This is a genomic window from Pseudoxanthomonas mexicana (genome assembly GCF_010093385.1).
In the GTDB taxonomy this organism is placed as follows: Bacteria; Pseudomonadota; Gammaproteobacteria; order Xanthomonadales; family Xanthomonadaceae; genus Pseudoxanthomonas_A; species Pseudoxanthomonas_A mexicana.
The window spans coordinates 12,468-25,338 of sequence record NZ_PDWV01000003.1; the positions used below are offsets into that span (position 1 = coordinate 12,468).

General features: G+C 64.7%; 9 protein-coding genes. 3 read left to right on the forward strand and 6 right to left on the reverse strand.

Annotation, left to right across the window (positions count from 1 at the left end; genetic code table 11):
* Nucleotides 1–102: 102 nt before the first annotated feature.
* Nucleotides 103–1,650, forward strand: a complete 1,548-nt coding sequence (locus CSC76_RS01850; RefSeq protein ID WP_162108363.1) for a tetratricopeptide repeat-containing sulfotransferase family protein — start codon at nucleotides 103–105, stop codon at nucleotides 1,648–1,650.
* A gap of 464 nt (nucleotides 1,651–2,114) precedes the next feature.
* Here the strand turns inward: CSC76_RS01850 and CSC76_RS01855 are convergent, their stop codons facing one another.
* The 6 genes from CSC76_RS01855 to sucC all read right to left on the reverse strand — a co-directional run bounded on the left by CSC76_RS01855 (nucleotide 2,115) and on the right by sucC (nucleotide 9,231).
* Complete coding sequence (locus CSC76_RS01855; RefSeq protein WP_162108364.1) at nucleotides 2,115–4,691, reverse strand: TonB-dependent receptor plug domain-containing protein; 2,577 nt, start codon at nucleotides 4,689–4,691, stop codon at nucleotides 2,115–2,117.
* A gap of 314 nt (nucleotides 4,692–5,005) precedes the next feature.
* Nucleotides 5,006–5,899 carry a DUF4097 family beta strand repeat-containing protein gene (locus CSC76_RS01860; RefSeq protein ID WP_162108365.1) on the reverse strand — a complete coding sequence of 298 codons (894 nt, stop codon included), beginning with the start codon at nucleotides 5,897–5,899 and terminating at the stop codon, nucleotides 5,006–5,008.
* Between the two features lie 10 nt (nucleotides 5,900–5,909).
* Nucleotides 5,910–6,392: a hypothetical protein gene (locus CSC76_RS01865; RefSeq protein ID WP_162108366.1), complete on the reverse strand. Its 483-nt coding sequence runs from the start codon at nucleotides 6,390–6,392 to the stop codon at nucleotides 5,910–5,912.
* Nucleotides 6,389–6,964, reverse strand: a complete 576-nt coding sequence (locus tag CSC76_RS01870) for an RNA polymerase sigma factor (protein ID WP_238394843.1) — start codon at nucleotides 6,962–6,964, stop codon at nucleotides 6,389–6,391. Before CSC76_RS01870 ends, CSC76_RS01865 begins: the two co-directional genes overlap by 4 nt.
* Nucleotides 6,965–7,086: 122 nt before the next feature.
* Entirely contained in the window at nucleotides 7,087–7,965 is an 879-nt protein-coding gene (sucD, locus tag CSC76_RS01875) for a succinate--CoA ligase subunit alpha (RefSeq protein WP_162108368.1), read from the reverse strand.
* Between the two features lie 96 nt (nucleotides 7,966–8,061).
* Complete coding sequence (gene sucC / locus CSC76_RS01880; protein WP_162108369.1) at nucleotides 8,062–9,231, reverse strand: ADP-forming succinate--CoA ligase subunit beta; 1,170 nt, start codon at nucleotides 9,229–9,231, stop codon at nucleotides 8,062–8,064.
* 200 nt (nucleotides 9,232–9,431) lie between these two features.
* On the opposite strand from sucC, the gene CSC76_RS01885 reads away from it, so the two are divergent.
* Both CSC76_RS01885 and CSC76_RS01890 read left to right on the forward strand, forming a co-directional pair.
* Nucleotides 9,432–11,051 (forward strand): sensor histidine kinase, encoded by a 1,620-nt coding sequence (locus CSC76_RS01885; RefSeq protein ID WP_162108370.1) that lies wholly within the window; start codon nucleotides 9,432–9,434, stop codon nucleotides 11,049–11,051.
* Nucleotides 11,052–11,238: 187 nt separating this feature from the next.
* Nucleotides 11,239–12,639, forward strand: coding sequence for a sigma-54-dependent transcriptional regulator (locus CSC76_RS01890; RefSeq protein WP_162108371.1), 1,401 nt, complete (start codon nucleotides 11,239–11,241; stop codon nucleotides 12,637–12,639).
* Nucleotides 12,640–12,871 lie beyond the last annotated feature (232 nt).

The following is a 12,871-nucleotide window of genomic DNA, read 5'->3' on the forward strand; positions in this document are numbered from 1 at the left end:
TCAGCGGGATTCGAGCTCCGTCATCGCGCCGCAGCCAGTCAGCATGGCATGCTTGCAACTCACCAGCCATCAGAAGTTCGATCTAAATTTCCTTTCGGCCCAATGAACTCACTCACCAGTCTGCTAGCGACTGCGGGCGCGCACTTGAAAGCAGGGCAACTACCCTCCGCAAGGCAGCTGAATGCGCAGGTTCTGACGACAAGCCCTTTCTCAGTTCCAGCCCTGCTACAGGCCTCTTATATCGAGGGGGCGGCGGACAACTATAGGCTGGCGCGCGACTATGCTGTCCGTGCCTACAACTGCCATGCCGGCGACATCCGAGATGTCGCCCCTCTGCTTAGGCGCCTGCGCATCTTCCATTTGGGCCGCGAAGCACGTGCTCTCATCGATGCGGCCGAATACCTGGATGCGGCAGCGCCGGCGGTCGTGTTCGACGAGATAGCCACGGTACTGAACCAACTCGGCGACCCGGAAAAGGCGCTGGAATTTCTCGAAAGAGGATTGAAGCGGCACCCATCTGCCGCGGAACTGCGTCTGACACACGCCCACACGCTTATGTTTGTCGGCCGCCTTGAGGAATCTGAACGCGAATTCGACCGCTGTGTGGCGGCGTATCCAAATGTCGCATTCGCGTGGTGGATGCGCTCCCGCTTACGCCGTCAGAGTGACGACATGAATCATGTCGACGCTCTGCGAAGGCAGCTGGCAATGCCTATGCAACCTCCGCAGAATCGGCCACTGCTTGCGTACGCCCTGCATAAGGAGCTCGACGACCTTGGCAGGGTGCAGGAATCCATCGATGCACTCGATTTGGCATGCAAAGCTAAGCGCGCGCAGATCAAGTACTCCACCCAGGAAACGAGTCGTCTGTTTAGTAAGCTCAGAGGACTTTCCATAAGCTCGTCCCACCACAACATCGCAGGCCCCACTCCGATTTTTATCGTGGGCATGCACCGCTCAGGCACAACACTTCTTGAGCAGCTCCTTGATGGCCATCCAGACATACGTGGCTTGGGGGAACTGTACGATTTCACCAGCCAGATGCGTAATGCGACAGATCATTTCTGCCGCGGAGTCATCGACACGACAATCGTCGAGCAATCATGTTCTCTGGACTATGCGCAGATCGGCCAAGGGTACATGCAATCGATCTCATGGCGACTCGGCCCCGAGAGTCACTTCACAGACAAACTTCCGTCGAACTTCCTCAACATCGGCTTTATTTGCCAGGCGCTACCCAACGCGAAGATTCTGCACATGGTGCGAGACCCCAGGGAGACGGGCTTCTCAGCCCTCAGGGAACTCTTCTCTGACACCAGCAGCCTTTACTCATACGATCAGACCGAACTCGCGGCCTATCACGGAGAATATCGGGATCTCATGGCGCACTGGCACCTGCAGTTCCCCGGACGCATACATGACGTTTCCTATGAGGAACTGACGCGCGACACCGAGCATGCATTAAGGCGTGTCATGGCTTTTTGCCACCTGCCATATGCCCCCTCCATGCTGTCCCTTACCGCCAATCGCCGGAGCATCACTACCGCAAGTGCGGTTCAGGTGCGACAAGCAATCGAGTACCGTGATACGCCGAAGTGGCACGCTTATCGGGAATATCTCGCCCCTCTGCTGGCCGGCCTTCAAGCCTGAACATTCCGCCACCGGGTGGTCACCAAGTGCAATGCCGGCGTCGAATTGACCTGACGATTGCCGGTGACTTGGCTCCCAGTTGTCGGAAATGAGCCAGCTCTTGATGCGCAGATGCAGCAGCTGGCCGAGCGACGCGTACTCGTAGCGATCCTCTGAGACTGCAGGCTCCAGTTCGGCCGAGCGATGCAGACCAGCGCGCCGCAGTAGCCGGGCGATGGTGCTTGGGGCAACAGGCAGTTGCTCGGCGATCCGCCAATACGTCTGCAGTGAGCGGCCGCTCGATGATCCTCTGCACTAGTACCTGCGGCGCGGCATGCGGGCAGGAGTGCGGACGAGAGCAACGGCCTACCAAGCCTTCTGACCTTGCGATCGACCGCTCCCGTCCGATCATCCAATACTTCTTAAAACAAAGGGGCCTTTCGGCCCCTTTGTTTCAAGCTTGCAGGGCTTTTACGCCCGGTAAATCAGAAGCTCTGCGTGTAGCGCACGTAGATCTGACGACCCCACGCGTTGTACACCGTGTTGTTGTACCCGGGGGTGTAAGCCTGATCCAGACGCGGCTTCTTATCCGTCACGTTGACCGAGCCCAGCGTGATCTTGCCGTTCCACGGGGTGGTGTAGCTAGCCTGCAGATCGTGCGTGAAGTAGTTCTTCTCGCACTTGTACACGTACTCGGCGTCGATCGCGTCCTGGCAGCTGTCGAAGAACTGCTCGTAGTACTCCGGCGTGGCGGCGATACCATTGACGGTCCAAGACAGGGAGAAATCGCCCTTGGTCCAGGTGTTGACCAGGGTGGCCCTCCAATCCGGATAGTCGGAGTCACCCACGTAGTCATAGGGACCGGTGTACGGATCGATGACTTCGAACTTGTTGACATAGCTGATCAGCAGCTGGCTGCGCAATGCACCCCAAGCACCGAAGTCGAAGTTGGTACGGGCGGAGAAATCATAGCCGTCCGTCTTGATCACGCCTTCATTGCCGTAACCCGCACGGACCTGCAGGATGGCCTGCGTGGCCGGGTCACGCGTTACGAACAAGTTGGCGGGCAGGAACTGACCCAGGCGGCTGCGATTGACGACGGTCTGGGCCGAGTAGAAACGGATCTGGTTCTCGATCTCGGAGTTGTAGTAGTCCAGGCTCATGTTCAGCCAGTCGGTCGCATCCCACACGACACCAGCACTCCACTGCTTGGACTCTTCCGGCTGCAGATTCGGGGCTGCAACACGCAGGCCGTTGATCTGGATCGAGGTCGTGGGCGACACACCGATCTGTGCGGCGGTAGCGGCGTCGACGACGCTGTCCGCAGAGAAGGAATCCTTCTGGTTCACGATGTTCAGCGGGGGAGCACGGAAACCCTCGCCATACGAAGCACGCAGCGTCAGGTTATCGAGCGGCTGGTAACGGAAAGAAACCTTCGGTGAAGTCGCGTCGCCGAAGTCGGAGTAGTCGTCGTAGCGAGCCGCCAGGTCGACTTCGAACTGGCTGGTGATCGGCAGGATCCATTCCGCGTACAGCGAATTCAGTTCACGCGTACCGGCCGAGGAGTTACCCGACGAGCCACCCACGTTGCCGGCAGCAGACTGGGCGTCGTAGATATCCGCATAGTCTTCTTCGCGACGCTCGGCACCGATGGCCAGCACCGACGTGCCACCGCTCAGCTGGAACAGATCGATCGTGGCCTGAGCGTACAGTTCATCAGCCTTGAAGAAACTGTTGCGGCTCGTCGTGGTGCGGATCTGGTCCAACACATCGAGCGAGTTGGACTCCGGATCGAACACGTTGTAGTCACCGGAACCGATCAGGAGCTCGGCCACAGGAATGTTGACGTAGTTCTCGCCGAAGGAGACGAAGCGCGATTCCGAGCGACGCAGGCCGAAGTCCAGCGCAACCTTGTCGGTAGCCTGCCAGTTGAAGCCGAGCGTCGTGTCGTACACGTTGCTCTCGTCGTAATTGTCGCGCGGACCGAGCGCGGCGAAGCGGTGCTTCAGCAACGCATCCGTACCGGTGGTGTTGCTGACGCTATCGCCAGCGACGAAGATGAACTCCGGCGTCGGGGCGAAGCGGCCGAAGCTCTCGACGCGCGTCACGCTGCTGGCGAAGTAGGTGCTCCAGTCGTCGTTGATCTGGTAGTCGCCGCGCACGAACAGCGACTTCTGGTCGACCGACGCGGTGTCCGCGGCCACCAGGTTGAAGTCGTACAAGCAGACTGCGCCGGGCTGATAGAAGCCGGTGTTGGTGCAGCCACCTGGGACAGCGGAACGGAAGCTGGTGGGCGCCCGGTTGCCGTTGGCGTCGACGCCGAAGTTGTAGTAGTTGTTCGAGTACGACGAAGCACCCGGACCCACCCACTCCAGATCGGAGATGAAGTTGATGCCGCGACGGTTGTAGGCCGCGCCGCCGAGCAGGCGACCACGGTCGCCAGACACACCGAAGATTGCCGAGCCTTCCTCGGTATCGCCGCCGCGCTTGCTGGCGCCCTTGCCCAGCATTACTTCAACGCCGTTGAAGTCTTTGCGCGTGATGATGTTGATCACGCCACCCAGGGCGTCGGCACCGTAGATGGCCGATGCGCCGTCGGTGAGGATTTCGACGCGCTCCACGGCCGCCAGCGGAATGGTGTTGAGGTCCTGACCCGCCTCGTTGAACTGCGGCGAATTCGGCGCGCGGCGTCCGTCGATGAGGATCAGCGTACGACCACTACCCAAGCCACGCAGGCTGATACCGCTGAACGACTGCGCCGAGCTGCCCGAAGCGGGCGTGGTGGAGCCGAACGAGTTGAAGGTGGAGTTCTGCAGCAGTTCGGCCACGGAGACCTTACCGCTGACTTCGATGTCCTGACGCGAGATGACGGTGACCGGCAGGGCACCTTCGATCTCTGCACGCTTGATGCGCGAACCCGTCACTTCGATGCGATCGAGGGTCTTGGTGTCGGACGCGGTGCTTTCGGCTTCCTGGGCGAAGGCATTGCCGGTGGCCAGCGAGGCGGCGCTGGCGAACAACGCAAACTTGATCGCGTTGGGCAGCTTCTTGAGGTTAGTCATTAGAGGCTCTCTCTCCAAATGTTCACAGAAAAGCCTAAGCCTCGCGGCCTGGGCCAATGGTTCAGACGCATGAATGCTGCGCGACTGGTGCCCAGAGCATAACGTAAATTTTACGGCGATGAAAAGAACCCGATGATTTATTGAAGAATTCCGTTTTTTTCAGCCCAATCAGTTACTTGCGAAACCTTTTTCCGCCGGGCGTTCGACCATCCGTCGGATTCAGGCCCAAACAGGAAGGGCGCCGACGGGCGCCCTCCCTGTTCATGTTTCAGGCCGACGCAGGCCTTCCGTTACGTCACGCGTGCGGATGACCCCTACTCCACGCGTACCTCCGCACTGCCCGAGAACGTCTCCACCGTGACACGACCGCTGCCGCTGCCGTAGCGCGTGGAGAAGCTGCTGCCGGGGCCGCGGCGCTTCTCGATGGTCACACCCGTGGCTTTAAGACGGCCACTGAAACTCTCACCGCTCACCTGCGCCGACACGTCCGCCGGCAGGTGCAGCACCAGGTCGCCGCTGACCGACTCCATGCTGATTTCGCCACCTGGCGCCAGCGCCGTGCTGACCTCCACACGGCCGCTGACGGTGCTGGCGCTGAGGTCGCGCACCTTCTCACCGTTGACTGCCACCTGGATGCGTCCGGATACGGTTTCCGCATCGATCTCGCCGGCCAGGCGGCCGCGCAGCTGGATAGCGCCGCTGACGGTGGCGACACCCACGTCGTCGCTGTTGAGGGTGAGGGTGGCATTGCCGCTGACGGTCTCCACGTCCGCCTTCCGCGGTGCGGCGGCGGCCACCACGCTTCCGCTGACCGTATTGACGGACAGCTCGCCCGACGCCACGCCGGTGACATGCACGTCGGCGGCGACCGTTTCGATCTCCAGGTCGGCGCGCAGGGGCACCATCACCACCAGGTCGGTGGGGCCGGCCCGATCGCCTCCCCAGCCGCCCTTGGGATAGCGCACTTCGATGCTCACCTGGGGTCCCGACCCGTCGATGTCCAGTTTCTCCACGCCCTTGCCCAGCGTGCCGGTGACCTGGACTTCGTTGCGTTCCCAGCCGCGCACTTCGATGCGCCCCTTGAGGTTGCTGATGTCCACGCGTCCGCGGGCATCCAGCGGGCGCGTCTCGTTGATGGCCGTCTGCGCCAGCGCAGCCGGCGCAAGCAGGAAGGTGGTCAGAAGCAAGGGAAGGATGGAGGTACGCATGGGGAACTCCTCAGGTCATGGCCGCGCGCTGGGTCAATTCCAGGCGACGGGCGTAGGTTCGGCGCAACTGGTCCAGCAGGAAGTGCGCATTGGGCTCGGTGGCGATGGCGCGGCGGATCTGCGCGGCGCTTTCGTCCAGCGTATGCAGGGCCGGCGCGATCTCCGGCGGCGCGGCCACCTGGCGGTCGAGCTGCGCCAGCGCGCCGGCGTAGTCACGCGTCAGCGCGGCGGCTTCGCGCTGGATCAGCGGATCGCCGGTCGGCGCCTGTTGCAACTGCCAGGTGACGGTGACGGCCAGCAGTACCGAAGCGGCCAGCGCGAATGGCGTCCAGGGCCGGCGCGGGCGCATGGGCGCCTGATGCCGGGGCGATGTCGCCAGCCGCGCGGCGATGCCGGGCCACAGGTCGCGCGTCGGCGGCATGTCCTGGCGCAGCGCGCGCAGCGGCCAGCGCAGGGCCTCGTCGGGCGGGGAAATGGGATCGTGGGAGGTCATGCATGTACTCCTAGACGCTCGCGCAGCAGGTGCCGCGCGCGGTGCAACTGGGCTTTCGAACTGCCTACCGCCATGCCCAGCTCGGCGGCGATCTCTTCGTGCTTCCAGCCCTCGACGTCGTACAGCACCAGCACGGCCCGGGCGCGCGGCGGCAGGGTGGCGACCGCCCGCTCCAGGTCCATCGACAGGGCGGTGCTGTGCCCCGCGCTGTCGGCCAGGCCCAGCCCTTCGATGGCATCCTCGTCTTCGTCGAAGCGGGGGCCGTTGCGTCGGCTGCGCAGCTCCATCAGCGCGGTGTTCACCGCCAGCCGGTGCAGCCAGGTGCCGAAGGCGCTCTCGAACCGGAAGGCCGGCAGCGCCTGCCAGGCCCGCACGAACGCTTCCTGGGTGAGGTCTTCGGCACGCACTCCATGGAAGCCCACCAGGCGCTGGATGACGCCATGCACGCGGCCGGCGTGGCGACGGTAGAGCGCCTCGAAGGCCTGCATGTCGCCGCCGGCGGCGGATCGCGCCAACGCGCTGTCCACGGCGGCGGCCGCATCCGGGGAGGTGCTGTCGGCGATCGGTTCCATAACGGTGGCATTCAGCATACTGACTACGATGCTGCCGCGGGAGCAAAGGTTTAGACGTCCCTCCCCCAAAACGCAGAAAGCCGCCCGGGGGCGGCTTTCCACGCGGCCGGTGACGGCTGGCCTTACTTCTTCAAGCGCGCCGCAATCGCCGCACCCAGGTCACCCGGCGAACGCACCGTGGTGACGCCCGCGGCTTCCATCGCCGCGAACTTGCCTTCGGCCGTGCCCTTGCCGCCCGAGGCGATCGCACCGGCGTGGCCCATGCGCTTGCCGGCCGGAGCCGAGGCGCCGGCGATGAAGCCGACGACCGGCTTCTTGATGTACTGCTTGATGTACTCGGCGCCGGCTTCCTCGGCGTCGCCGCCGATCTCGCCGACCATGATGATGCCTTCGGTCTGCGGGTCTTCGTTGAACAGCTTCAGGCAGTCGACGAAGTTCAGGCCGTTGATCGGGTCGCCGCCGATGCCGATGCAGGTCGACTGGCCCAGGCCCACTTCGGTGGTCTGCTTGACCGCTTCATAGGTCAGGGTGCCGGAGCGCGACACGATGCCGATCTTGCCCGGCATGTGGATGTGGCCCGGCATGATGCCGATCTTGCACTCGCCCGGGGTGATCACGCCGGGGCAGTTCGGCCCGACCAGCACGGTGTCCGGATGGGTGCGGGTCAGCACGTTCTTGACGCGCAGCATGTCCAGCACCGGGATGCCCTCGGTGATGCAGACGATGACCTTGATGCCGGCCGCGGCCGCTTCGAGGATGGCATCGGCCGCGAACGGCGGCGGCACGTAGATGACGGACGCATCGGCGCCGGTGCTCTTGACCGCATCGGCGACGGTGTCGAACACCGGCAGGTCGATGTGGGTCGTGCCACCCTTGCCCGGGGGCACGCCGCCGACCACCTGGGGGCCGTACTCGATCATCTGGGTGGCATGGAAGGTGCCCTGCTGGCCGGTGAAGCCCTGCACGATCACCTTCGTGTTCTTGTTGATCAGAACGCTCATGGAATCTGTCTTCCTGTAGGGCGGGCCCTGGCCCGCCGTCTTGATGTCTGGATCGGTCGATGGCGGGCCGGGGCCCGCCCTACGACACGCGTGGGATCAGGCAGCGGCCTTGACCGCTTCAACGACCTTCTTGGCGCCGTCGTTGATGTTGTCGGCCGGGATGATGGCCATGCCGCTGTCGCGCAGCAGCTGCTTGCCTTCTTCCACGTTGGTGCCTTCCAGGCGAACGACCACGGGCCCCTTGACGCCCACTTCCTTCACCGCGGCGATGATGCCCTCGGCGATCATGTCGCAGCGGACGATGCCGCCGAAAATGTTCACGAAGATGCCCTCCACCTTGTCCGAGGACAGGATGAGCTTGAAGGCTTCGATCACGCGCTGCTTGTTGGCGCCGCCGCCCACGTCCAGGAAGTTCGCCGGCTCACCGCCGTTGAGCTTGATGACGTCCATGGTGGCCATGGCCAGGCCGGCGCCGTTGACCATGCAGCCGATGTTGCCGTCCATGGTCACGTAGTTGATGTCCATCTCCGAGGCCAGCACTTCGGTCTCGTCTTCCTGGCTCTTGTCGCGCATGGCGACCAGGTCCTTGTGGCGGAAGCTGGCGTTGTCGTCGCTGTTGAACTTGCCGTCCAGCGCGTACAGGTTGCCGTCGTCCAGGATCGCCAGCGGGTTGATCTCGACCAGCGCCAGGTCCTTCTCGTTGAAGATGCGGTACAGGTTGACCATGATGTTGGCGAACTGGCCGGCCTGCTTGGCGGTCAGGCCCATCTTGAAGCCGAACTCCCGGCCCTGGTACGGCTGTACGCCTTCGACGAAGTCGACGTTGAGCGTATGGATCTTGTCCGGCGTTTCGGCCGCGACCTGCTCGATCTCCACGCCGCCTTCGGACGAGGCGATGTAGGTGATGGTGCGGGTGCCACGGTCGACCAGCACCGACAGGTACAGCTCCTTGACGATCTCGCCGGCGGTGGTCACCAGCACCAGGTTGACCGGCAGCTCGACGCCGGCGGTCTGGTAGGTGGCCATCTTGGTGCCCAGCATCTTGCCGGCGGCCGCCTTCACGTCATCGACGGTCTTGCAGAACTTGACGCCGCCGGCCTTGCCGCGGCCGCCCGCATGGATCTGGGCCTTGACCATCCAGGGGCCGTTGCCGAGGGACTGCGCGGCCGCGACCGCTTCGTCCGCCGTGGCGGCGACTTTGCCGGCCGGGACCGGGATGCCGTACTCGGCCAGCAGCTGCTTGGCCTGATATTCGTGGAAATTCATGCGTCACCGTGGGTAGGGAACAGAAGACACCGCCCGGACCGGGGCCACGGAGGCGGCGGCTGGGCGAGCCCCCTATTGTCGCCGACCCGGCCGGGGGGCGCAAAACCCGGGGCCTAAGTCTTTGGTGTAAAAGGCCTGGCTGGCCCGGACAGAGTGTGACATGCCTATACTGTCGGCCTCGCTTACGGGGAAATAAGCGTTTGCGTCAGGCCCAGTCGCTCCTGTCCCGCATCGAATCGGTGCCGCGCCGCGAACTGTATTTCTTCGCGCTGTACCGCCTGCTGGAAGCCGGCATCCTGGCGGCGCTGATGTTCAGCCCGCTGGGCGAGGTGCTGGGCCAGCCCCGGCACCCCGAGCTGGGTACGGCGGTCACCCTCGGCTACCTTAGCTTGGCCCTGGGGCTGTTCTTCCTCGGCCGCAGCGGGCGCTGGCTCACCTGGATCGTCTTCGCCAGCGTGTGCATCGACGTGGTCGCGGCCGCCCTCGCCACACACGCCGTGCCCGGTGCCACGGCCGGCATCGCGATGATGCTGCTGTTCAACGTCTCGGCTGCCGCACTGCTGCTGCCCTCCACACGGATGGCGCTCGCGGTGGCGCTGCTGGCCATCGTGGCGCTGTTCGGCGAGTACTTCTTCACCACCTTCCACGACCGGGCCAGCCGTTCGGTGGCCGAAGTCATCATGTTCGCGGTCAGCTACCTGGCACTGGCCTATCTGGCCCATCAGGCCGGCCTGAAGGCGCGGGCCAGCCAGGCGCTGGCGGACAAGCGCGGGGAGGAAGTCGCCAACCTGTTCGAGGTCAACGAACTGATCATCCGCCGCATGCGTACCGGCGTGCTGGTGGTGGATGCCGACAACCACATCAAGCTGGCCAACGAGGCCGCCAGCCTGCTGCTGGGCGACGGCGCGGATGGCCAGGGCGCCGATGGCAAGGGCGCGTCGCTGCTGCATGCGGCGCCCGAACTGGCCCGCCGCCTGCAACGCTGGCGCAACGGCTGGCAGACCGACGAGACCCCGCTGCAGCTGTCGCCCGAGCAGCCCGAAGTCCAGCCGCGCTTCGCCCGCCTGCTGGCCGACAGCGAGACCTCGCTGATCTTCCTGGACGACGCTACCGTGGTGTCGCGGCGCGCGGAGTCGCTGACCCTGGCCGCCCTGGGCCGGTTTTCGGCCAGCCTGGCGCACGAGATCCGCAACCCGCTGGCGGCGATCAACTATGCCGTGCAGCTGCTGGAGGAATCCCAGCAGATCACCGATGGCGACCGCCGGCTGCTGCAGATCATCCACCAGCAGTGCCAGCGCACCAACGGCATCGTCGAGAGCGTGCTGGGGCTGGCCCGGCGCGAACGCGCCACGCCCGAGCACGTGGACCTCAACACCTTCGCGCGCCGCTTCGTCGACGAATACCAGCAGACGCTGTCCATCGAGACCGACACGCTGGAACCCATCATCGGCGCCAAACCGGTACCGGCCCTGGTGGATCCGCGACACCTGCAGCAGGTCGTGACGGTGCTGGTGCAGAACGCGTTGAACTACGGCCGCCTGCCGGGCGAATCCGCGCGCATCCGCGTGCGCGTGTTCAATGCCGAGGGGCGACCCACCCTCGACGTGATGGACCGGGGCCCCGGCATTCCCGAGGCGGTGGCCGCGCAGCTGTTCCGGCCGTTCTTCACCACCTCCGAACACGGCACCGGACTGGGCCTGTACATCGCCCGCGAGCTGTGCCGCGCCAATCAGGCCACGCTGGAGTACGTGCCGGTCCCCGGCGGCGGCAGCTGCTTCCGTATCACCCTGCCCGGACCGAGCGCCCTGCTGCCGGCATAGCCCCTTCTGTAGGAGCGGGCCATGCCCGCGATGCTTTCCCGGATGGCCCCAACAATCAAAAGCATCGCGGGCATGGCCCGCTCCTACAAGGGCACCTCTCGGGTCGCGGGCGTCCTGTCGGGGCCTCGCCTACCATGTTTCACATTCACTCGGTACACTGCCGGCACAGGGGCATGAGGGGGAATGCATGAATCAAAGCCGTAGCGCCCTGATCGTCGACGACGAACGCGACATCCGAGAACTGCTGACACTGACGCTGGGCCGCATGGGCCTGCGCATCGACACCGCCGCCAACGTGGGCGAAGCCCGCGAACTGCTGGCCCGCAACACCTACGATCTCTGCTTCACCGACATGCGCCTGCCCGACGGCAACGGCATCGACCTGGTCGGCGAGATCTCGCGCAACTATCCGAATACGCCGGTGGCGATGATCACCGCCTTCGGCAACATCGAGCTGGCCGTGGAGGCGCTGAAGGCCGGCGCCTTCGATTTCGTCAGCAAGCCGGTGGACCTGGCCGTACTGCGTGGTCTGGTGAAGCATGCGCTGGAACTGAACAACGCCGACCGCGCACCGCCACCCCCGCCGCCCCCGGAGCAGGCCAGCCGTCTGCTGGGCAGTTCGGCGGCGATGGACGCGCTGCGCGAAACCATTGCCAAGGTGGCCCGCAGCCAGGCGCCGGTCTACATCATGGGCGAGTCCGGCACCGGCAAGGAGCTGGTGGCCCGCACCATCCACGAACAGGGCGCGCGCGCGTCCGGTCCCTTCGTACCGGTCAACTGCGGCGCCATTCCGGCCGAGCTGATGGAAAGCGAGTTCTTCGGCCACAAGAAGGGCAGCTTCACAGGCGCGCATGCCGACAAGCAGGGCCTGTTCCAGGCGGCCAACGGTGGCACGCTGTTCCTGGACGAGGTGGCCGAGTTGCCGCTGCCCATGCAGGTGAAGCTGCTGCGCGCCATCCAGGAGAAGGCGGTGCGTCCGGTCGGCGCCTCCGGCGAGGTGCAGGTGGACGTGCGCATCCTCTCGGCCACGCACAAGGACCTGGGCGAGCTGGCGGCCGATGGCCGTTTCCGCCATGACCTGTACTACCGCATCAACGTCATCGAGCTGCGCGTGCCGCCGCTGCGCGAGCGCACGGGCGATCTGGCGCAGCTGACCAGCGCCATCCTGGATCGCCTGGCGGCCCAGCACGGGCGGATGGCGCCGTCGGTGTCGCCGGAAGCGATGGAGGCGCTGGGGCGCTATCCGTTCCCGGGCAATGTGCGCGAGCTGGAGAACATCCTGGAACGCGCGCTGGCCATGTCCGAGGGCCACAGCATCGAGATCGACGATCTGTACCTGCCCCAGGCCCCGGCCGGCAGGAAGTTCGGCGGCGACTTCAGCCCCGGCGAAGTGGTGCGCGACGCGCCCGGCGCTGTCGACGTGGACCCGGCCGCGGGCGCCCTGCCCGACTACATCGAGCAGTTGGAGCGCGCAGCCATCCAGAAGGCCCTGGAAGAGAACCGCTGGAACAAGACCAAGGCGGCGGCCCAGCTGGGCATCACCTTTCGCGCGTTGCGCTACAAGCTGAAGAAGCTGGGGATGGAGTAGGCAAGGGCACGCCTGCCCGCGTCGAAGATCCGTCGCCGCTGGTTTTCAGCGGCCTTGAAGGAAACTTCTGAAAACCCTCCCCGCCCTCGCTCCGCGAAGCCAATTCGCCCTTCCGCGTCACAATGTGACGCTTGACGTCACATTGCCGTTTCCGCGTCAGCCCTTTGACGGAACCGGCGGCTGCGGACGTGTTGCCGAATCTGTGATCGCGCCCCGGAATGGCCGCCTTTCC